Here is a 21032-nt window from a genome sequence, read left to right as displayed (position 1 = left end):
AGGAGACCCGTGAAAGTACGCAATTCGCTTCGAGCACTCAAGAAGGTTCCTGGCGCACAGGTGGTCCGGCGCCGTGGCCGTACCTTTGTGATCAACAAGAAGAATCCGCGGATGAAAGCGCGCCAGGGGTAAGTGCGGTTATCAACAGGCCCTCGACGCCGACAGCTCGGCCAGCCGTTTCAACTCCTTCAGTTGCTTGCGCATCATGAACAGATCGCCCCAGGCGAGGGCATACCGGCGGATTGACTTCAGCGGTCCGGGAGGCAACGGAACCACCATTTCCACGATGAGGCGGGAGTTTGAACCTATGCATTCCACTTCATAGTGGACCGTGAGCGCCCCAAACAGGGAGATAGGCATTCCCTCGTTCATGCTCAGCGTGATCGATTTCCCCGGCACGACCGCGACGGCGGTGAAGATGGTCATGACTGGATCGCCCACGGAAATGTGAATTTGGCTGCGGTCGATAGCTTGCGGGCTTCGACGTCCGAAGTTGTCGGCCCAGTCGTAGCTGTAGGGAGCCCTGCGCAATTGGGTGACCCAGGCGAAAAGCTCCTCGGCAGGTGCATGGATGTCGATGGCGCGGATCCAGTGCTGTCCCGGACGGGACACCGGGAACTGCCGGGGGATGAGACTGTCACTCGATCCGCCACTCGTTCCAGGGTACCACCACCAGGGCGCGCGTTGCGGCAGGAGTTCCATCATGTTTCGACTCTCGGCCGGAACTTCGAGAGGGTGTACGGATGCGTTGCCATTGCGCTACCTTTCCAAGTGCAGGATACGGGGAGGGAACCGTTCTTCGTTCCTTGCCGGGATATTTTTTCCTTGCAGCGACGTTGGACTACCAAGAGACCGCGGAAACGAAAGAAGGAACCGTCATGGCTGGATTCGGATCGCTCGGCAAGATCGCGAAGGACCTTGCACGTAACCCCAAGGTCCGCGAGGCCCTCAATAACCCCAAGACCAGGGAGATGGGCGGCAAGGTTGTGGACCGGGTAGCCGATGCCGCGGACAAGGCTACAAAGGGCAAGCACCAGGACAAGATCCAGAACGCACGCGGGCAGGCGCAGAAGCATCTGGGAGGCGAGGACGGTACCGCCGGTCCGGCTGGCACTGTTGGCCCTGACGGCACTCCGGGTACTCCGGGTCCGGCTGGCACGCCGGGCGCGGGCACCACTCACGGCACTCCCAGCGGCACCGGTGGTAGTCCCAGCGCTTCCGGCACTAGCGGCCCTACGACGCCGGCGGATTCCACAGATTCGAACGGTCCCACTGGTCCCGCGGCCACCAATGATCCCTCCAACCCGAATGATCCAGCGAGCCGGGACAACCCCATTAACCGCAACGATCCCGGAACTCCCCGCCCTTGATCCCTTGAGAAACGAATCTTGAGCGACGCAGCCGACTTCATTGATGCCGCGCTGCAACGGGAGGCGTCCTGGGAACGTGCGGAGGATCTTAACGCGCTCGACGACGGACTGCGCTACTACGGCGCGTCCGTCGGCGCGGTGCGTGGAACGGTTCGTGACGCGCTCCGGAAGTACCGGAACCTAACGCACGACGACGTCGTTTTCCTCAGCTCCGAACTCTGGGACATGCCGGTTTTCGAGCGACGCCTTGCAGCCGTGGTTCTGCTGCAGTCCAACCTGCGTTTGTTGCGCACCTCCGACTTCACGAGAATCGAAGGCTTTCTCCGCAGTGCTGTGGTGGAGGCTCTCATTGATCCGTTGTCAGCAGACGTCGTTCGTCCATTGATTGCGGAATTTAGTGGACAGGACCGAGCGAAGGCTGACGTCGTTCTTGACCGCTGGTCAAGAGACGCGGAACCACTTCTCCGGCGGGCAGCACACCTTGCCAGGACATCCGGGCCGAACAAGGTACACCGCTGATGCAGTCGCGATGGTGGCGCATGCGTGCGGCAGCGATGTTGGCGCCCGCGCCCGCCATGCAGCAGGGCGCGGCTATCTTCGGCATCAGGGCGTAGCTGCAGTCACGCTTGATGTTCGGGATTCGAGCGCTTACTGCGCCCCCACACCGCTCGACTTAGAAGGGTGGTGGTGGTTCGGGGAGCGTGGTGTAGGTTTTGCCGGCGAGTGAGGTGCTGTGTACTGCACCGGATGGGTCTGTTGTGAAATCTGCCCAGATGCCGTTGGTTTTGAGGGCGTGGTGGAGTTTGCACCGAGGCGCGAGGTTGCTGAATTTGGTTGTGCCTCCGTGGGCCCAGGGGACGGTGTGGTCGATTTCCGAAGTCCAGGATGATCGGTTGCATCCGGGATGGATGCATGTCGGGTTTGTGATTCTTACCCAGTCCTGGAGGTGTTTGGGTGGGCGGTATTTCTCCCTGCCGACGCTGAGGACTGCACCGGTTTCGGGGTGGACAAGGATTCTGGTGAAGCTGGGTGCGTGCGCCGCGAGGTTTCGGGCTGTTTCCGGGTCGATGGGCCCGTATCCGTCCAGTAGGCCGTTCGTGCAGCCCTCCAGGTCCGGGGCGTCAGCACGCACGCCGGCACTGGGGTCAGCACCATTCGAATCATCCCTTATCGGATTCGCAGCGTCCCAACCGGCACCGTTCACATCGATATCGCCGGGGTCGAGGTCTCCCACGCCCACGTTGTCGCCAGTTGCTGTGCTCGATCCTGCGACGCCGCCGTCGGAGGTGTTTTGCCAGTCGTGTTTGGGGTGTCCGAGGAGGGTCATGACGGGGACGGTGAGGTATACGTTGGCGTTGATGCCGCGGTGGCCGGTGCCGTTTTTCGGGTTTCCGGTGCAGGTGTGGGTGAGGACGTCGGTGAAGACGTCGGCACGGAGTTGGTTGAGGGTGCGTGGTTCGTCCGGGTTTTGCAGGGAGCGGGCTGCGGTGTTGACCCGGTTGTAGATCCCGTGCGCTTGCTCTGCGGGTAGGTACGCGCCGAGCCAGGCCATACCGTCCTGCTCCGGTTGGATGGTGACGGCGCGGTCCTTCACCGCCCGTTTGCGGCGTTCGATGATCGACTCGGGGTGTAGTTCCTCCCGTAGCCGGCGGCACCGCTGCGCCAGTTTGGGGCGCGTCAACGCCCCCGCGGTGCCTAAAATTTCCTCCTCGTAGTCCGGTATTGCTTCGGTGGGGATGGTCCCGGCTTCCTGGACGATGACCTGGGCTTGGACGGGGCTGAGTGTCCCGGCTTCGAGGGCTTCCCAGGTGGCCGGTAGATCCTTGCACAGGGTGAGCGCTTCGCTGAGGATCTGCTGCGCGGTCCGGCCCGGTACCCGCAGCAGGGGTGCGATCTCTTGGGCGGTGTAGGTGAAACCTGTCCCCGGGCGTTCCAACCCGGTTCGGAACATCTCGTGCCCGTTCACGTGGTGGTAGACCTGCGCGATCAGTTCCGCCTGCTGCGCGGCAACCCAAGAGGTGAGCCGGTCAGCAGCCCTTAGCAAATCCAGTGCGTCGGGTAATCCTTGCAGCCGTGGATGCTGCTCGATGAGCAACTGCACTAGCGCCTCTGGTCCGGCGGCCTCCACGCCGTCGGGCGCATCCTCATCCGCTGAGGAGCTGACACCGGACCCATCCCCGTAGGAATCGTCCACGGATGAAGCGTCCACGGAGGAATTGTCCGTGGAGTAACCGTTCATGAAGGGATCTCGACCGGTGCAGAACAGACCATCACAAGCGGCACCCCGCAGGCACGGACAGGTAGCACCACCTGCCTCCCTGGAGGGGGAACCGGAAGGGGAACCCGTTTCTGTAGTCGCTGATCCGTTCATGACTTCAGTCCATCACCCGCCACTGACAGAATCGGCCCGGTGACAAGCGACCAGATTATGCCCACAGCGAACAAGGGAGCCGGTTCCGTCCAGTGCAGCGAACGCCGCAGACGAACGGTGTGACAAAGGCGTTTCAGTGCAGCCGGTCGGGCCCGCACGCAACCGCCCGCGATCGCGGCCGCGCACCTGGGAAGACATTCCAGAGCGGCCAGCCGGAACCGGCCAGCCGGACCGGCCAGCCGGACCGGCCCGCGATCGCGGCCGCGCACCTGGGACGAATTCCCCACCGAGCGGACCGGCAAGCTGACTGGTTAATCGAGACGGACCGGCCGAGCAAGGGACTACACAGCACGCCGCCGTTTCGGAAACGGAATCCGGTCTAAATCCTCGGCAGCAACCACCAAGACGTCCGAAGAAGCGACGGCGGCCCTTGCCTGCTCCGCCAGCACCCCGACATCCGGGTACCGCGACGAGAAGTGCGTGAGCACCAGCGTTGCCGCATCGCCGCGGGCCGCGAGGGCACCAGCCTGCCCTGCGGTGAGGTGAAGGTACTGGGCGGCGAGGTCGGCGTCGTCGTCGCTGAAGGTTGACTCGGCAACCAGGAGGTCAACGCCGTCGGCCAGTGCCTCGGCACCCGAACATTCGGCGGTGTCCATGACAAACGCGAAGCTCTGCCCCGGACGCGGCACGCTAACGTCATCCAGCACGACGTCGGCGAGCCGGCCCTCGCGCTGAAGGCGCCCAACGTCGGGCCCGGTGATCCCCAAGGCTGCGAGCCGGCGGGGCAGGAGCGTGCGCGAGTCGGGTTCGGTGAGCCGGTACCCGTACGCCTCGATTCGGTGGCGAAGAGGCTCCACAGTGAGACCGTCGGCGATGGAACCAGCTGAGCCATGAGGTTGCAGCCGCAGGTCGAGACCCGGAGAGGCCAGTGAAATCAGCGCCCGGACCACCTCCTCACCCGAGGCCGGATAGTGCAGGTAAACGGGGTGGTGAACGCCGTCGAGCACCATGCGCGAGAGCACGCCGGGCAGGCCGAAACAGTGGTCGCCGTGGACGTGGGTGAGGCAGATGCGGTTGATGTCGGTCGCGGACACACCCGCATAGGTCATCTGCCGCTGCGTGCCTTCCCCCGGATCGAACAGCAGCCCTTCGCCGTCCCAGCGCAACAGGTAGCCGTTGTGATTGCGTGTGCGCGTGGGAACCTGCGAGGCGGTGCCAAGGATCACGAGTTCACGCATGGCACGAGTCTGTCACTTCGAGGGCCGGACAGACTCGACCTGCTCGTAGGTGTCCAGTCTCATCCAGCCGCCCCTGCGGAAAACGGGGGTTCCAACAAGCAGAACCACCACCGTCAGGGTGCAGGCGCCGAGCATCACTACGGCCATGGAAACCGAGTTTCCGCCGAGTAGTCCCACCAACGGACTGACGACGCCGGCAACACCGGACTGCAGCGCACCGATCACTGCGGCGGCGGTTCCGGCCATATGCCCGTACGTGCTCAGCGCGAGAACTGAGGCGTTCGCCGGAATCATTCCCTGGGTGCCGAGTACCAGCCACAACGCAATCATGAGGCCGAGGACGCCGCCGAAACCGGATGCGGCAACAGCCACCAGAACAAGCGCAAACACCAGTTGCACCACAGCCGCCGCCCGCAGCAGGCGGGCCGATGAGACCTTGCGCACCAGGGTCGCATTGAGCTGCGCGGAGGCCACCAGGGCCACCCCGTTCAGCGCGAACACCAGTGCGAACTGGGTCTGGCTCAGCCCATACTCGTCCTGAAACACAAACGGCGAGCCGACCACGTAGCTCATGATCACGCCGAGCCCCAGTCCGGGGATGACCGCGAGCGACATGAACCGCACGTTGCGCAATAGGTGCCAGTAACCGCCGGCGATATGGCCCACGTGACCGGGCCGGCGTCGTTCCTCCGGAAGCGTCTCCGGCATCCACCGCCAGACGATTGCCACGAGCACCAGCCCGATCACGGCCAGGGCATAGAACACGGCACGCCATTCCCACAGACCGGCAATTGCCTGGCCCACTGTCGGCGCGAAGAGCGGGGCGACGCCGATCACCAGCATCAGCCGGGACAGGAGTCGCGCGGCGTCCGAGCCGACAAACCGGTCACGGATCACGGCGATCGCCACCACGGAGGCTGCTGCGTTGAAGAACCCCTGCAGCACGCGCAGGGCAATGAGCGTGCCGATGTCCCCAGCGATGGAACAGAGCACCGAGATCACAACGTGCAGCAGGATTCCAACGATGAGAGGCTTCCGCCGCCCGAAGCGATCAGAGAGCGGACCGATGACGAGCTGCCCGACGCCGCCACCGAGCAGCATCCCCGAAAGCGTGAACTGGACCGCCGCCTGGCTCGCCCGCAGATCCTCGGCCACCGCGGGAAGCGACGGCAGATACATGTCCGTGGTGATGGCAGGCAGGGCGGCGAGGGCGCCGAGCATGAGGATGTATTTGATGCCGGGCTTGTAGCGGGGTGTTTGCGCTGGCTGCGCAGGGGTGGAACTCACCTGCGCAACTCTAGTCCTGTGGAGGGGCGCATGGGCGATGTTCTGAAACGTTACGAACCCGGCGTCCGGCACAGGCCCGATAGGGTAGATGGGTGAAACCAGGGGGACCGTACTGGAGGCTGAGCGCCTCCTGGTCGGCTATGCGGGCGCACCGGTGTGCGGGGAATTCTCGGTGAGCGTCAGCGCAGGGGAGGTTCTCGGCGTCGTCGGTTTCAACGGCGCGGGGAAGTCGACGGCGGCACGCACCCTGGCCGCGAGGCAGAACCCGATCTCGGGCGAGGTCAAAGTGCACGGGCTCCTGGCAAACCCCGACGCCGTACCCTTTCGCCGAGAGGTGTCCGCAGTTTTCGATGAGGACCTCTTCTTTCCCTCCCTCACGGTCCGCGAACACCTGCTCCTCGTAGCGCGCGGACACTCGCTGCCCCAACCCGAAGCGGTTGTGGAGGAGGAATTGGATTTCTTCGGGCTGAATGAGCGGGCCGACGTCGTCCCGGAGCAGCTTTCCTCCGGACAACGACGTCGCACCCTCCTCGCTGCAGGGCTTCTGCGCCCGGCCTCCCTGCTCATCCTCGACGAGCCGGAGCAGCGGTTGGACCCCGTGATGCGGGAGGCACTGGGACACCGCATCCGGACAATGGCCGAGGGCAGCTGCGCGGTTGTCCTCGTCACCCACGATCCGCAGCTGCTGACCAGCACCGCCACCAACTGCCTGGTGATCGACGACGAAGTCACGCACTCCGCCCCGGAACGCGGCGCGGCGATCATCGCGGGCTCCTGATGGGCGCGGCGCCCGCACAGGAGGTGAGCTCCGCCGTCGACGTCGTCCGCTTCACCCGGCGGTCCTCGCGCCGCTACAACCGTGCACGAACCTCGTTCGGGGACCTCTTCATCGACGTGTACACGAGCGTGCTTGCACTAGCGTGTGCCGCGGCGCTTGCGACGTCGTTTGTGCTGGCGCTGCGCGGTGAGTTCCTTGATCGAACATCGGCCGGCAGCGGCATCATCCCGAACCCGGTTCTCGTCGTCCCGGACCAGGCGCTGTGGGTGCTGCTGACGTTCGCGGTGCTCGCCGTCGTCGTACTTCTGGGCCGGCGGTTGGGGCCGATCGCGCTCGGCGGGCCCGAGAGCGCGTGGTGGCTGCCGCTGCCGGTCGACAGGCGGCCCATGGTGTGGCGGCCGTTCCTGAAACGGACCGTTGCGGTGGGCCTCGGGACCGTGGTGTTGTACCTGCCGTTCAGCGTCCTGACCGAGCTTGACCGGCCGCTCGCTGTACACGGGTTGGCGGCGGCGACGTTCGGCGCACTCGCCGCGGCCGCGCTTGGGGTAGCTGCGCTGCTGCAGCTGAAAGCGGGCGGGGGAGTCCTGCGGGTCCTTGTGCCTGCCGCGCTCCTGGCGGGCAGCGCTGCGGGGGTGGTGTTGGTGCCGTCAATTTGGACGTCCGTGCTGGGCCTGGCGCTGGCCGTCGTCCTGCTTCGCGTGATCTCACCGCTCGCCGGCACCGTTCCGGGTGCTGACCTGTTGCGTGCAGGCGGGGTATCCGGACACGTTGGCGCCTCAATTTTCCTGGGAAACTCGAACGAGGTACTGCGCGCCCTCAGCAGCGGCGCTCGTTCAGCCCAGGGCCGCGGAGCGCGCTTCTACGCGCGCCCCACCCGACGGCCCGCCGTCGCGTTGCTGCGCGCCGACGTCGTCGCCTTCCTTCGCCTTCATAGGACGCCGACGACGGCGCTCGCCTGGCTGGCCGTGTGCGTTGCAGTGATGCTGGTGGACGGCGGCCTGCCGGTCTTCGCCCAGTTGGCAGCGATTGTGGTCGCCGGCTGTGCGACGGCATCGGGGTTCGGTGCAGTAGCGCGGCGGGCCGCTCTGGTTCCCGAACTCGGCGGACTGGTTCCGGTCAGCCAGACGATGGTCCGCTCGAGCAGGGCCTTCATGCCTGCCGTCGCAATGGTGGCCTGGATGGCCTTGCTTGGCGCGGTGCTCGTCCTCCTCGGCGCGGCCGGACCACTGCTCATTCCGCTGGCGGCGCTCGCCGGTGTGGGAATGGGTGCGGGCTCTGTCCGCGGCGCCACGCGGCCTCCGACGGACTGGACAGCACCGCCGGTCGAAACTCCCTTCGGGCCGGTGCCGCGGGCGCAGTTTGCAGCCTCCCTGCGGGGCGTCGACGTCATCGTACTCAGCCTGATCCCCGTGCTCCTCACGCTGTACGTCGGCACGGTACTCCTGCCGGTACTGATTGCGCAGGCGGTGGTTAGCGGGCTCGTGTTCCTGGTGGTCGCTATGACCGCTTCCAAGGGTGAAGGGGACGTATAGCTGGCCGCTCACCGTGAGCGGGCGGCGTCGTACTTTTATTGAGCATTGAAGTGAAACAGCGGGCTGACTTTACCGCTTCCCCACATTTTCTGCAGGGAAAAAAATAAAACTTCATCAACGGCGTCGGGTTACGTACTAATTCAGCCACGGCCTATATGCACAGAGTCATCTGCATGCTAAAAGCACAACGAAAATATCTAAACGAGTGACTAAATCGCTCTTGAAACGATCCCCGCCAATCTACGCCCGGGATCTGCGTCGGTTGCGCGCTGGCGAACGTTTGATATCGAGAAGGTGACGGCTATCACATACCGTATAAAGAGCGTGACCGCATCACTTTTGGGCGAACTTGTTCAATTTGCCTGGGAGGTATTTACACCTTGCAAAAACACTCGTACTTTTACATCGGCTCCCGGTTCACCTGCCGAGAACCACCATCATTCCCACCTCCCGGAATCCAATCGATTCGGGACGAGAGAAAGCAGTTCAATGGGTAATTCCAAATCGAGGAAGCAGGGGCTCCTCGCACTGTCCGTCGCTGCGGCGGTCGGTGCGATGACTTTCGTTGCTTCCCCTGTGATCGCCGCGCCAAACCCCAGCGGTAAAGCTGAGGCCGGAAAGGCAACCGCGTTCGTTCAGAACGTCGCGGAAGGCGAAAGCTACAACAAGTTCATCGTGACCTACAAAGCGTCGGCTGCAAACGCAAACGCCAAGGGCCGCGCAAATGCGTGGGGCCTCGCTGCAAAGGAGCAGGGAGTCTCGGTCAAGGAAGTCCGCACCCTCGCAACCGGCGCCACCCTGATCTCCTCCAGCAAGCCGTTGGCCGGAGAAGACGCGAAGAACTTCATGAAGGACCTCGTCGCGTCCGGCACCGTTGAATCCGTTGAGCCGGATATCATGCTGAAGCCGCTCCTTGAGCCCAACGACACCCGTTACAACGAGCAGTGGGACTTCACCGGCCAGAACGGTATGCGCACACCCGGTGCCTGGGACACTTCCACCGGCGGCGGCGCCGTGGTTGCGGTCATCGACACCGGCATCACTTCCCACTCTGACCTCAACGGCAACATCCTGCCCGGCTACGACTTCGTCTCGGATGCTTCAGCCGCCCGCGACGGCAACGGCCGCGACGCCAACGCCCAGGACGAAGGCGACTGGTACGGTGCCGGCGAATGCGGCCAGGGTTCGGCTGGCCGCTCATCCTGGCACGGCACGCACGTCGCCGGCACTGTCGCGGCAGTGACCAACAACGCCAAGGGAGTAGCAGGCGTCGCACCGGACGCGAAGGTGGTTCCGGTACGCGTTCTTGCCAAGTGCGGCGGCTCGTTGTCGGATATTTCCGACGCCATTATCTGGTCCTCCGGCGGCACCGTTCCCGGTGTCCCGGCGAATGCTAACCCGGCGGACGTCATCAACATGAGCCTTGGCGGCGGCGGGTCCTGCAGCAGCTCCATGCAGAGCGCAATCAACGGCGCGGTATCCCGCGGCACCTCAGTGGTGGTCGCCGCAGGTAACAGCAATGTGGATGTCTCCGGCTCGCTGCCGGCGAACTGCAACTCCGTTATTGCCGTTGCGGCCAGCAACATCAACGGTGGGCGCTCGTACTACTCGAACTACGGTTCACTCATCGACGTCACCGCACCCGGCGGCGACACCCGCAGCGGCGCTGCGGGCGGCATCCTCTCGACCCTGAATGCGGGTTCGACGACGCCGGCCGGCGAGAGCTACGCCTCTTACCAGGGCACCTCCATGGCCGCCCCCCACATCGCGGGTCTGGCAGCACTCATGGTCGGTGCGAAGTCCGACATCACCCCCGCCCAGGTCGAGGCGACGCTCAAGGACGGCGCACGCACCCTTCCCGGCGGCTGCTCCGGCGGCTGCGGTGCCGGCCTCGCAGACGCAGCGGCCACGCTGGCCCTGCTCGGCGGCGGAACCGATCCCGACCCGGATCCGGACCCGGAACCCTCCGGCAACCTGCTGAAGAACGCAGGCTTCGAAGAGGGCGGCGCGTCCTGGACGTCGAACTACGCCGACACCTTCGAGAGCGGTGCAAGCGCACGTACCGGCAACGGGTATGCGGGGCTGAACGGCTACGGACGGTCCAGCTCCTACACACTGGACCAGTCGGTAACCATTCCGGCTAACGTCTCCGCAGCTTCGTTGAACTTCTTCCTGAACGTCGCCAGCAACGAGGGCACATCCTACGCCTACGACACGCTCCGGGTGCAGGTGATCGACGGGTCCTCAACCAAGACCCTTGCCACCTATTCGAACCGGGACAAGTCGTCCGGCTACGCCGAGAAGGTTCTCGACCTCTCTGCGTACAAGGGCAAGACCGTCAAGCTGCGTTTCCTCGGTGTGGAGGACTACTCCTACGCAACCGTGTTCCGCATCGATGACACTTCGGTGACCACCAGGTAGAGGTCCCGGAATAGAGAGGCCGCCGACCGCACCCCCACGTGCGGTCGGCGGCTTCTTCGGTTATTAACCGGCTCTTCCAGTCCTGGCCGGCCTCGCGCGGCTACTATTCGAGCATGACGAGGAAGAACCTGGTGATCGCCTTTCGGTTGGTGTTCGCGGCGCTGTCCCTTGCCGGCGTCGTCGTACAGCTCACGATCTCGCTGAACTCGGATTTCGGTGCCGTCAACTTTTTCAGCTACTTCACGATTCTCTCCAACATCATTGCCAGCCTTGTATTCATCATCAGTGCGGTCCGCCTGGCACGGAACTATCAGACCAACGACGCCGACGTCGCCATCCGCGGTGGGTCGGTTGTTTACATGGTCTTCGTGGGCGTTGTGTTCAACACGCTGCTTCGCGATGTTGATCTCGGTGGACTGCTGCCCTGGATCAACACAGTTCACCATATGGTGATGCCGTTGGCCGTGCTGGTCGACTGGATCGTGTGGCCGCCCCGGTCACGAATCAGCCTGCGGACCGTCTTCGTGTGGATGATTTTTCCCGTGGTCTATGTCCTCTACTCGCTGATTCGCGGAGCGGCGGTCGGGTTCTACCCCTACCCATTCCTGGACCCGACCGTGCAGCGGTACGGAGGCGTCGCGCTGTACTGCGCCGCGCTGGTGGTGGCGTTTGCGGTGCTGGCACTGCTGGTGCGCTGGATCGCGAACAGAGTTCAGCACGCGGGTGCCGTTACCGCTGGAGGATGACCTTCGAGGTTTCGAAGTCGACCGGCGCGGAGGTGTGTTCGTGAACGATCCTCCAGCCGTCGTCGAACTTTTGCAGGACCCACGTCAGCCGGTTCTGCATGGAACCGAGTTCCTCACCGGTACTGCTGACCTCCCGGTAAGTGATGATCGCGTGCAGGGTGGCCAGTGTGTCCGTGACGGTCGTCTGCACATCGGCGAAATCGACGCCCACGCTCTGCTCGCCCAGCGAGCCGAACCACTCCTCCACGGATGTCCGCCAGGCGGACGCACCTTCGTGGCTCCAGACGACCCAGAGATCGAAGAGGCGGACGCCGTCGTCGTACAGGGAAAGCAAGCCGCCGACGTCCTTGGCGCGGACGGCGGCGGCGTAACGCTGCGGAAAGGTCTCGACCTCGTTCACGGCATTCCGTCGAAGCCGGCCTGACCCTGCACGCCGGCGCCGGGGTACTGGTGGGCGTTGTGCGGGCGGTCATCTTCGAAGGGCTTGCCGTCTTCATCCTGGCCGTAGGTGCGGGGACGGTTGAGGTCGCGCTTGCGTGCCTGGAGGCCGAGGAAGAACATGACGATGCCCTCCAGCAGCAGGAAGGCGCCGATAGCGGCGAGGAACCAGGCCAGTCCGTCAGCCGTGCCGTTGATGATCTCGGCCAGCGGAGCCAGGAGCAGGAAGAATCCGGCGAGAAGTGACGTGCCGCCGATCAGCAGGAGTTTGGTGAAGGTCATGACGTTCCCCCTTGAATAGTCGTTCTTCCATTCAAGCAGCGTTGGTCCGGCAGTGCTAGGCGGCCGGGTGTTCGTGGTCCGATCGTAACGAGACCGGATCCACCAGCGTGCCCGACTGCTCCCGCATCCACCACAGGCCTGTAGACCGCTTTTCCTCGCGGGTGCTGAAGCGGTAGCGGAAAACCCGGGCGCGGATGTAGCGGGGAGGTTCGCCGTCGAACGGGTCGTGGCGGAGGAGTTTCAGGATCTTCGGGTCGGCCTCCAGAAGCTTCACGAGTAGCGGGGTGAACCAACCGCCGTCGGACCCCAATGCAAGGAACCACATCAGCCAGTCCAGCCGCAAATGGTACGGCGCGTACTGCCGGGGCATGCGGCCGGGGTCGCCGGGCTTGCCCTTGAATTCGTATTCGCGCCACCGTGAGCCGGGATTGCCGTCGTCGATGGTGCCCTCGATGATCACCTCGTACCGGACCTTCGTCACGCTCCCGAACGCGCCGTACGCGTTGACCAGATGGAAGCGGTTGAAGCTGGCGTTCATGAGCTGGCGCTTCGCGAACAGGTTCCGCAGCGGTTGCCAGCTCAGGTAGGCGATGAATCCGGCCATCAGTACGACGACGACGGCGAACCACACCGGCGTCCGCCCGTAAGTTGGCTCAACGGTGACCTGGAAGAGGGCCTCGTAGAAGGAATCGGGGACGGCGCCGAACGTGAGGACGATGGTGATCCAGTTCAGCCACGCGAAATTGCCGGAGATCACGAGCCAGGCCTGGGTGGCAATGACGATGACCGCGGCTATCCCTGCTATCGGCTGGGGCGCGAAGAGGAAGAACGGCACCACGAGTTGGGTGAAATGGTTTCCCGCAACCTCGATGCGGTGCAACGGTTTGGGCAGGAGATGGAAGAACCGGCTGGCCGGGTTCGGCATGGGCTGGGTTTCGTGATGGTAGTAGAGGGCTGTGAGGTCGCGCCAGGAGCGGTCGCCGCGAATCTTGATCATCCCTGCGCCGAACTCGAGGCGGAGCACCAGCCATCGGATGGCGAGGAGCGTCAGGAGCGGGGGAGCGACGTCGTTCGAGCCGAGGAACGCCACCAGGAACCCTGCTTCGAGCAGCAGGCTTTCCCAGCCGAAACCGTAGAACACCTGGCCGATGTTCACGATCGAGAGGTAGAGCGCCCACATCACGAGGAACGCGAGCATCGGGAGCCAGGGCGGGCCAGTCTGGGGCAGGCCTGCTATTAGGAGGGCGGCGATGGCGGAGCCGATCCAGCAGGCTCCTTTGAGTAGCCGGTCCGAGTAGCGCCAGCGGAACAGTGTGGGCCCTGCGCGCTTGCCGGCGCGCTCGATGAACCGCGGCGCGGGGAGGAGTCCGCGTTCGCCGAGCAGGGCCGGGAACTGGTTGATGGCAGAGACGAACGCGATCAGGTAGATGGCGGCGACCCCGCGCTGGAGGATCTGCCGGCCTATCTCGTACCCGTCGGCGTCGAGCCAGTCCATGCTTCAACGATTGTTCGGGTGAGTTGCTGCGTCAAGGGGTGTGCTCGGCGTTGCGTGGGTGTTGCGCTTCGGAGAACTGCGAGCCCATCAAGTGTTGCTTCTTAATTGCCGCTTGCGTTTGCTGGCTTCGCCGAGGCGCATGAACCAGAGCCAGATGGTTGCAAAGAGAAGGCCCCCAACTCCATAAATAACAACGTCGACAAATCTGACTGGTTCGACCCAGATGGCGCGCATTCCTAGGGTGAGTGCGGCCCAGATCATGCCGAGCATCAGAGCAGTGCTCCAGCGCGTCCGGCTTCCTGTCGGGCTCGGAGCCTCGCTGTCGTTCTCTTTACTCGTCATATATCTCCCGGTTGTCTGCGGTTCCTTCCCAGCGATTCAACCAGCAGCGGGCGTCAGGCCGAAATCATTTGGAAGCGGCCGGGGAGCGTGTGGATAAGAGCCGGAAGCTGGCCGGCCTCCTGCGTTACGATTCATGCATCGACCGCGAACTGGGTCGCGGCACTAGGGGGAACTCGCCATGAAAAAGTCTCTTCTCACTTCCTGCGCGCTCGCAGCAACCCTGTTGCTGGCTGGCTGCGGCGGCTCCAACGAGTCGTCGCCGGACGCCGGATCTTCCGCACCCTCCACAGAGCCGACGACCACGGCGCCCGCCGAGCCGGTCAGCAAGGCCGAGCTTGAGGCGCGGGTAGCAGGTGTCAAGGATGTGTTGGGCGACCCCCTCGAGGTTGTTCCGACGGATCAGGCGGCAGCCGGCATGGAGAAGTTGAAGTCCGCACTGGAAGGTGCCGAAGTTGAACCTGCCGAGTGCAAGGACCAAGCTCTGGGCAACATGGCGTCTTCGGGTGAAGTGGCTTCGCAAAGCGTGGCCGGCATGGGTGCGGCAAACGAATCGGGTGGGATCCTGGTTGCGGTCCTACTCGATGGAAGCACCGAAGACGCTCTCGAACAGGGTTTTGGCACAAACCGGGAGGCACTCGAAGAGTGTTCGTCGGTAACGATGACCATCGCGGGCACCACGGTAACCTCCACGACGGAGGAATTGCCGCAGCAGCATATCGGTGTGGATTCGTTTGCCCTCCTCACCACCCAGGAGCTGGGCCCGGAACAGATGATTCACACGCTGATTGTCTCTGCTCATGCCGACGGTGTGATCGTCTCGGTGCAGACCGTAGGAGCCACCAAGCCTGATGCTGGGGTGCAGGAGCAGCTCGCAGACATCGCTGCGCAACTGCTTGAGCCAAGCACAAAGTAATGCCAATCGCAGACCAGTCGGGCGGGTCCGAGGCGGAATCGCAGCGTAGTACGTTCCTCACCTTTCATCGGCAGCTGCCGCAGCCTCTTCGCGGTTTCTACATCGCTTTCATGGTCGCGTTTGCCTGCACATGGCTGACCATCCTCTTCTCGGCTGTGCTGCAGAACGGTGTTCTGCTCACGGCGGCGCTGTGGCTCGCCGGCGCGCTGGGGTTGTGCGGATTCCTGGTCGGTCTGTTCATCATCACCAACTTCCGCGGATCGCTCCCGGTCATGGTGAAAGCAATGAAGAGCTACAGACCAATGGGAATTGATTACTCCCGCTCCTTCATCGCCACCCCTGGCTACCTACGAGTTGTGGCCGTCGCGTTCATGGTCATTGGGGTGTTCTTCATTCAGGTGCCATTCAATCCCGCCTTCCAGGAGCTGAGCCCGTAGCCGAGACGCTTGGGGGTTACCTTCGCAGAAGATGCAGGCGTTGCAGGCAATGCAGGCAACGACTACAGAGCCTGCATTCTCCGGGAAGACATATGGTCGACCCGATCAATGAGCGGTGGAACTTAGGAATAAGGAACATGAGAGCAACAGCAATAGCAGCAGTACTGACAACGGCGGCGCTCGCCCTGGGCGGCTGCGGCGTCGGGAATGAAAATTCAGGCATCGAACCGGAGGCACGTGCTGGAGCCCCGGCACGTGCGGATGGTTGCATCGGCGGGTGGGAGGGGTGGTGGAATTCCACACCCGTTGACGGAAATGACGAGCACCTGCCCCAGCAGACAGTCACACTCCTGACTGACACAGGTCGCGTCATCGACACCTTCGACCGTTCCATGAACCTCGCCGGCGATGCCGAAACCACCGGCGTCGACTATCAGCCGGAAGTCGACCAGGCCTGGCCGGCGAACTCTGTCGTGGTCGTCGATGCCAAGACCGGCGAGATGATCAAGATTATTCCCATCGAGCCGGGAACCAATGTGTGTGGCGAAAAGCCTTGATCCGCTGAACAGGCTAGCCGGCACCCGGCCGGATGAACCCCGATTCGTACGCAGCGATCACAGCCTGGGTACGGTCCCGGACGCCGAGCTTCGTGAGAATCGACGCGATATGGCTCTTCACCGTCTCCACACCGAGGAACATCCGCTCCGCAATTTCCTGATTGTTGTACCCGCGCGCAAGATTCTGCAGCACTTCGTTTTCGCGAGAACTCAACCCAGCGCTCCCAACGAGATCGTTCCCAGCCACGCCGCCATCCCGTTGACGGTCAGCAACCAGCTGCCTCAGCTTCGAGGGGAAGACTATCGACTCACCGTGGGCAACCGCACGCACCGTCTGAATGAGTTCCTCCGGCCGTGAGCGCTTCAGCAGGAAACCGTCGGCGCCGGCTTTGAGTGCATCGTAAACGTAGTCGTCACTCTCGAACGTGGTCAGGATCAGAATCCGCGGGGCATGAGGCAGGAGCCCGGAATTGGCCACGAGCTGCGCTGTCGCCTCAATGCCGTTCATCTGCGGCATCCGGACGTCCATCATCACCAGGTCCGGCTGCAACCGGCGAACCTGTGACCAGACTTCCCTGCCGTCGTCGGCCTCGACCACCACATCGAGGTCCTTCTCCAGGGACAGGATGGCCGCAAGACCGGACCGGATGAGCGGCTCATCATCCACGAGCAGGATCCGAATAGTTTCACCCACGGGCACTCCCAAGAAGGGGAAGCGAGACGTCGAGGGTCCACTGGCCGTCCGCCGCACCGGCCCGCACGCTTCCGTCCACCAGCCGTGCCCGCTCCCGGATGCCGTCCAGGCCCCGACCGCCACCCGCCGAAGATGAAGAAGAAGTCGAACCCACAGGGTTGCCGAGCACCAGCTGTAGAGAGCGTTCATTGCGCAGGACCTGAAGCCGGGCTTCGCGCGGAGACGCGTACTTCAGCGCGTTGGTCAGCCCCTCCTGCAGGATCCGGAGAGCGGCAGCCGAGGTGGCCGGAGGCAACCCGGCCAGCACGCCGTCGTCGTAATCGGTCACCACAACAAGCCCCTGCGAGGTGATCCGCTCCAGCACGGCGGGAAGCTCCTCGAGCCCCGTTTCGGCACCCATGGAGCCGGAGGAGCGCAGGATGCCGATCACCCGGTCCAGCTCAGCCAGTGCTGCCCGGCCAGTCTCAGCGGCGGCGTGCATGGCGCGTGCGGCGGCATCAGGATCGGTCGCCAGGAGCCGCTGCGCCGCCGTGGACTGCAGTGTTGTGACGGTGAGGGCGTGACCTACGGAATCGTGCAGCTCACGGGCAAGTTCGTTGCGGCGTGCGGCTGCCCGTTGCTGCTCTGCCTCGATCGCGAGCCGTTCGGCGGCGTCCGGGCCCACCATGCCCTGTGCCCAGTGCGGCAGCGCCGACCCGGCGAGAAGAGTGAAAACCGTGATCGCGACGCTAAGGCCGAGGGTCCAGAGCACCGCCGTCGTCGTGTCAGCGAAAGGGACGACGACGGCGGCAAGTTCCGCGACATCCTCCATCCGGCTGGTGAGGAAAGAGGCGGCGATCGTAACGACGAGCGGGACAGCGACCACCAGCGTCACCAACAGGAGCGATCCGGTGAGCAGGTGCACCACGTACCAGGCGGCGCCACGCCAGCGCCGGGCGGGACGGTCTACGCCGATGGGCTCCGGAAGGTCGACTGCCAGCAGCTCCCGCACGGCGGTCCGCTCGAGGGCACGGGTGGCCGCAAGGCTCGCCGGTACAGCCAGCAGCGCGACGAGGAGCACAAACGCCACGGCCGCTGAGCCGGGACTTACTGACGCCAGCTGCGCCGCCCAGATGAAGACCGCGAAATACGGCACGGCAAGCAGGGCGCCGATCATCATGAACACGAAGTGCCTGGCAATGCGGGCTGTCCGCCTGGGTACGCGGCCGCTGTCCGTCATGGGCCTATTCTTGCTCATCAAGGACCTCAGGCGGACTGCCCGCAGATGCCGCACTCTCCGCGTCGCTTGAGGAAGTAGGCGAGCGTCGCCGCCGCCAGCAGCGGACCCCAGACGATCCAGAGGAAGGCAGGCGCACCGGTGGCCCAGTTCTCGGCGTCGAACGGGATTCCGCCGGTGATACCAGCGGTGAAGAGGCGGATGATCTCGGCGCCCGCGGGCACCACAACGACCGAAATCAGGCTCGCCGGAATAACGGCCAGCAACACGGGCACTGCGCGCCCGCCGACGAACGGAACCCAGCGCGGGAACACCGACCCCCAGCGCTGAATCAGGCCGAGCGTCAGCAGGGTGCCGAGCAACGCCATCGAGGCCAGGCCCAGGCCGGCGTACACCATGCCATTGGCCTGCATCTCGCTGAGCATCTCTGTACTGATTCCCAGCGGAATGCCCGCAGCCCACGCGAACCGGGTGAGCGCGTAGGCGGCCGGGATCGCCGCGGCGGCAATTGTCACCGGCTTGCCCCACCGCCGGGCTGCCGTAGCCGTGAACCAGTTAGTGCCGCGTCCGCAGGCGAGGCACTCGTCCATGCTCCGGCGAACGACGACGACGGCGGTCCACACCCACAGCGCAACACCGGCAAGCATCGCGGCCTGATGCCCTACTATCGGCCAGTGGAAGTCGATGTCCAGCGAGCCGGGATTCGTCAGGAAGCTGATGAGCAAATAGGGCACGTAACCGAGCATCGTCAGGAGGCGGCTGTCGACCACGAGCAGGAGCGCAATGCCGGCATAAACGACAGCGAACGTCACCGCCGCGCTTGCGAGGAGCCGGCCCGGCCGTCGTCGTGCGTGGACTGCCAGGGCGAGGGCACCGCCGAGTACCGCAAGGATTGGTAGCATCCAGTGCAGTACGTCGCCGAGCGGTCCGTTGAGAGGTGCATATTCGGCGGGCGCTGCCGGATCTGCCAGCGGCAGCCGACCGCCAAGTACGACGACGGCGGCCGCCCCTGCCGCGTAGGCGAAGGCTGAGATTGAGGTGATGAACGGGACGGCGGGAAGCAGCTTGGCTGGGCGTTTCAAGGATTGCTGAGTCATGACTTCAGTCTTGTTTCGCGCTGACCTCCGCGAATCCCTCCCGCGGATGAGCGGCATCCCCCATGCGGGGGAACTTACGTGCACCTATGGCGGCTTCCACCGCGGCGAAGTCGCCGTAGCTGCACGAAAGTTCCGGATTACGGGGTGTTACGGGGTTTTGGCTGCCCGGGGCTCGATGGTGATTGAGGTGACCTCCCGCAGCTTCGGCGCAGAATGGTCCTTATCGTCAACAACGCCGGTGTCCCAGCGGAGCAACAGGCCCTCGGGTGTTACCTCGAGGCTTGCGAGGTTGTTATCGAACCACGGGCTTTTCAGTGTTGACCAGTGAAACGGTGGATGAGGAATGAATCTGGCGAGCATACCTCCCACGGGCCCGGCAACCCGCGTGGACCCGAGGGCCGCGACCCAGCGCAGCGCCGGCCGCAACGGGTTGCGGATGGGGGAGCAGACCGCCTGAAGCACGCGGGACTGCATGGGCTGGTCCACCTCCTCGATGTAGGAAAAGTGCACGTCACCGGACAGGAAGGTCACCGTCTCCGGAGCTTTACCGCGGCGGCCCTGGGCAACTTCTGTGGCCATGGCGGCAACCGCGCGGAAGGTCGAAGGGAAGGCAGCCCAGTGTTCAAGGTCGATGGCCTGCCGGATTCGTTCGCCCACAGCGGCAACGCGCTCTCCCCAGCGGCCGTCGGCAAGCACGGCGTTCCACTCCTCGATATGGTGCAGCCCACGCGGTAACAGGAACGGCAGGGACGTGGCCACCAGCAGATGGCGGCGGTCGCCCTGCATCCGCTCGTCCAGCCACTGCAGTTCCTTGCTGTCCAGCATTTCGCGCTTCCCGGGTTCGAGGACGCGCGCCGCCCGTGAATCGAGCACGATCAGCCGCACGTCACCGAAGTCCCGGCAAAAACTCCAGCGGTACCGTTCAGGATCCCGGTCGGCTTCCTCGACCACGGCTTCAAGTACCGGGCTTAGTTCCAGTTCGCCGGGGCCGCGGTGGGAGACGATGGCCTGCCAGATTTCGTCGTCGGCCCTTTCTGCGGGCGAGAGGTTACCGAGGTGCTGGTACACCCAGTAGGACGCAAGCCCGGAGACAATCCGGTCCTTCCACCAGGGGATGTTCTCGACCTTCCGTTTCCAGAGCAGCGAGGAGTTCCAGTCGTCGCGGATGTCGTGATCATCGAAGATCATGGCGCTCGGAAGGGTGGACAGCAGCCAGCGGATGGCGGCGTTGGACCACGCGAGCCTGTAAATCTGCGTGTACTCCTCGTAGTTGCGCAGTTCAGCGTCCAGCTTGGTGGCGATGCCGCGGTCGTCCCTGATGAGCTGCAGCATCTCGTTGCTCGGAATGTCCGCGTACACCTGGTCTCCGAGGAACGCGATCAGGTCCGGCTGCGTGGACCCATCGCGGGAGGCTAGATCCAGCGCGAAGGCCAGCAGCGAATCGACGCCGTGGGTCTTGTGCGCCGCGAGGTCGTTGGCCTCGCTGGTCCTGCAGGATCCGAACGACAGCCGGAACGGGCGCTCAGGATCCACGGTACGGATGGTGGAAGGCGGGAAAGGCGATCCTTTCTCGGGCCACACCTGCTCGTTTTCGATATGCACGGTGTAGGGGAGCGTGATTCCAGGTTCCAGCCCGCCGATCTCAACCAAGGCGTAGTGATGTCCATGGACCGAGAACGTGCGGGCATCCCACTCGCGGTCGCCGGCACAAACAACGACGACGCCGGCCACCCCGGTTTCCACCCATATGCTCGCCGAGGTCTCGTCGACGAACCGCAGCAGAGGGCCGAGCACCAGAAGATTGTCCATCGTCCATTT

At 64.2% G+C, this 21032-nt stretch carries 22 protein-coding genes; 10 read left to right on the top strand and 12 right to left on the bottom strand.

All coding sequences use genetic code 11. The features are described from left to right. Positions 1–9: 9 nt before the first annotated feature. On the top strand, positions 10–132 hold the full coding sequence (gene ykgO, locus ACX80C_RS08305; RefSeq protein ID WP_026544400.1) for a type B 50S ribosomal protein L36: 123 nt from the start codon (positions 10–12) through the stop codon (positions 130–132). A 9-nt stretch (positions 133–141) separates the two neighbouring features. On the opposite strand, the gene ACX80C_RS08300 is transcribed toward ykgO, so the two are convergent. Further along, a complete protein-coding gene (locus ACX80C_RS08300) occupies positions 142–705 on the bottom strand; it encodes an SRPBCC family protein (RefSeq protein WP_459325988.1) in 564 nt (187 codons plus the stop codon). 173 nt (positions 706–878) lie between these two features. On the opposite strand from ACX80C_RS08300, the gene ACX80C_RS08295 reads away from it, so the two are divergent. Together ACX80C_RS08295 and ACX80C_RS08290 are read left to right on the top strand one after the other, a co-directional pair. Next, positions 879–1370 carry an antitoxin gene (locus ACX80C_RS08295; RefSeq protein ID WP_459325987.1) on the top strand — a complete coding sequence of 164 codons (492 nt, stop codon included), beginning with the start codon at positions 879–881 and terminating at the stop codon, positions 1368–1370. An 18-nt stretch (positions 1371–1388) separates the two neighbouring features. Next, complete coding sequence (locus tag ACX80C_RS08290) at positions 1389–1889, top strand: DNA alkylation repair protein (protein ID WP_459325986.1); 501 nt, start codon at positions 1389–1391, stop codon at positions 1887–1889. A gap of 154 nt (positions 1890–2043) precedes the next feature. On the opposite strand, the gene ACX80C_RS08285 is transcribed toward ACX80C_RS08290, so the two are convergent. The 3 genes from ACX80C_RS08285 to ACX80C_RS08275 form a co-directional block, all read right to left on the bottom strand. Further along, positions 2044–3579 (bottom strand): HNH endonuclease, encoded by a 1536-nt coding sequence (locus tag ACX80C_RS08285; protein ID WP_459325985.1) that lies wholly within the window; start codon positions 3577–3579, stop codon positions 2044–2046. A gap of 503 nt (positions 3580–4082) precedes the next feature. Next, positions 4083–4979, bottom strand: coding sequence for a ribonuclease Z (locus ACX80C_RS08280; protein WP_459325984.1), 897 nt, complete (start codon positions 4977–4979; stop codon positions 4083–4085). Between the two features lie 12 nt (positions 4980–4991). Beyond that, on the bottom strand, positions 4992–6266 hold the full coding sequence (locus ACX80C_RS08275) for a multidrug effflux MFS transporter (protein ID WP_459325983.1): 1275 nt from the start codon (positions 6264–6266) through the stop codon (positions 4992–4994). Between the two features lie 88 nt (positions 6267–6354). Here ACX80C_RS08275 and ACX80C_RS08270 point away from each other — a divergent pair, with 88 nt between their 5' ends. From ACX80C_RS08270 to ACX80C_RS08255, 4 genes are all read left to right on the top strand, one after another. Continuing rightward, positions 6355–7044 carry an ABC transporter ATP-binding protein gene (locus ACX80C_RS08270; RefSeq protein ID WP_459325982.1) on the top strand — a complete coding sequence of 230 codons (690 nt, stop codon included), beginning with the start codon at positions 6355–6357 and terminating at the stop codon, positions 7042–7044. After that, complete coding sequence (locus ACX80C_RS08265) at positions 7044–8576, top strand: DUF6297 family protein (RefSeq protein WP_459325981.1); 1533 nt, start codon at positions 7044–7046, stop codon at positions 8574–8576. The genes ACX80C_RS08270 and ACX80C_RS08265 overlap by 1 nt, the downstream gene beginning before the upstream one ends. A 489-nt stretch (positions 8577–9065) precedes the next feature. Beyond that, positions 9066–10997, top strand: a complete 1932-nt coding sequence (locus ACX80C_RS08260) for a S8 family peptidase (protein ID WP_459325980.1) — start codon at positions 9066–9068, stop codon at positions 10995–10997. Between the two features lie 113 nt (positions 10998–11110). After that, on the top strand, positions 11111–11743 hold the full coding sequence (locus ACX80C_RS08255) for a Pr6Pr family membrane protein (protein WP_459325979.1): 633 nt from the start codon (positions 11111–11113) through the stop codon (positions 11741–11743). On the opposite strand, the gene ACX80C_RS08250 is transcribed toward ACX80C_RS08255, so the two are convergent. The 4 genes from ACX80C_RS08250 to ACX80C_RS08235 form a co-directional block, all read right to left on the bottom strand. Continuing rightward, a complete protein-coding gene (locus ACX80C_RS08250; RefSeq protein WP_459325978.1) occupies positions 11727–12143 on the bottom strand; it encodes a YybH family protein in 417 nt (138 codons plus the stop codon). The two genes, ACX80C_RS08255 and ACX80C_RS08250, sit on opposite strands and share 17 nt — an antisense overlap. Further along, a complete protein-coding gene (locus tag ACX80C_RS08245) occupies positions 12140–12463 on the bottom strand; it encodes a hypothetical protein (protein ID WP_459325977.1) in 324 nt (107 codons plus the stop codon). Before ACX80C_RS08245 ends, ACX80C_RS08250 begins: the two co-directional genes overlap by 4 nt. A 55-nt stretch (positions 12464–12518) precedes the next feature. Beyond that, on the bottom strand, positions 12519–13958 hold the full coding sequence (locus tag ACX80C_RS08240) for a lipase maturation factor family protein (RefSeq protein ID WP_459325976.1): 1440 nt from the start codon (positions 13956–13958) through the stop codon (positions 12519–12521). 87 nt (positions 13959–14045) lie between these two features. Continuing rightward, entirely contained in the window at positions 14046–14300 is a 255-nt protein-coding gene (locus ACX80C_RS08235) for a hypothetical protein (RefSeq protein ID WP_459325975.1), read from the bottom strand. A gap of 178 nt (positions 14301–14478) precedes the next feature. On the opposite strand from ACX80C_RS08235, the gene ACX80C_RS08230 reads away from it, so the two are divergent. The 3 genes from ACX80C_RS08230 (at position 14479) to ACX80C_RS08220 (ending at position 16207) form a co-directional block, all read left to right on the top strand. After that, entirely contained in the window at positions 14479–15213 is a 735-nt protein-coding gene (locus ACX80C_RS08230; RefSeq protein ID WP_459325974.1) for a DUF5642 family protein, read from the top strand. Continuing rightward, positions 15213–15650 (top strand): hypothetical protein, encoded by a 438-nt coding sequence (locus tag ACX80C_RS08225; protein WP_459325973.1) that lies wholly within the window; start codon positions 15213–15215, stop codon positions 15648–15650. The genes ACX80C_RS08230 and ACX80C_RS08225 overlap by 1 nt, the downstream gene beginning before the upstream one ends. A gap of 137 nt (positions 15651–15787) precedes the next feature. Beyond that, positions 15788–16207 (top strand): hypothetical protein, encoded by a 420-nt coding sequence (locus tag ACX80C_RS08220; RefSeq protein WP_459325972.1) that lies wholly within the window; start codon positions 15788–15790, stop codon positions 16205–16207. A gap of 13 nt (positions 16208–16220) precedes the next feature. Here ACX80C_RS08220 and ACX80C_RS08215 read toward each other — a convergent pair whose 3' ends face one another. The 4 genes from ACX80C_RS08215 to ACX80C_RS08200 all read right to left on the bottom strand — a co-directional run bounded on the left by ACX80C_RS08215 (position 16221) and on the right by ACX80C_RS08200 (position 21023). After that, positions 16221–16901 (bottom strand): response regulator transcription factor, encoded by a 681-nt coding sequence (locus ACX80C_RS08215; protein ID WP_459325971.1) that lies wholly within the window; start codon positions 16899–16901, stop codon positions 16221–16223. Then, positions 16894–18120: a sensor histidine kinase gene (locus tag ACX80C_RS08210; protein WP_459325970.1), complete on the bottom strand. Its 1227-nt coding sequence runs from the start codon at positions 18118–18120 to the stop codon at positions 16894–16896. The genes ACX80C_RS08215 and ACX80C_RS08210 overlap by 8 nt, the downstream gene beginning before the upstream one ends. 26 nt (positions 18121–18146) lie before the next feature. Then, complete coding sequence (locus ACX80C_RS08205; RefSeq protein ID WP_459325969.1) at positions 18147–19214, bottom strand: hypothetical protein; 1068 nt, start codon at positions 19212–19214, stop codon at positions 18147–18149. Between the two features lie 147 nt (positions 19215–19361). After that, a complete protein-coding gene (locus ACX80C_RS08200; protein ID WP_459325968.1) occupies positions 19362–21023 on the bottom strand; it encodes an alkaline phosphatase D family protein in 1662 nt (553 codons plus the stop codon). Positions 21024–21032 lie beyond the last annotated feature (9 nt).

The sequence above is a fragment of the Arthrobacter tecti genome (assembly GCF_054511355.1).
The sequence above is the reverse complement of the archived record's forward strand: the minus strand, read 5'-3'. Positions and strand labels throughout refer to the sequence as shown.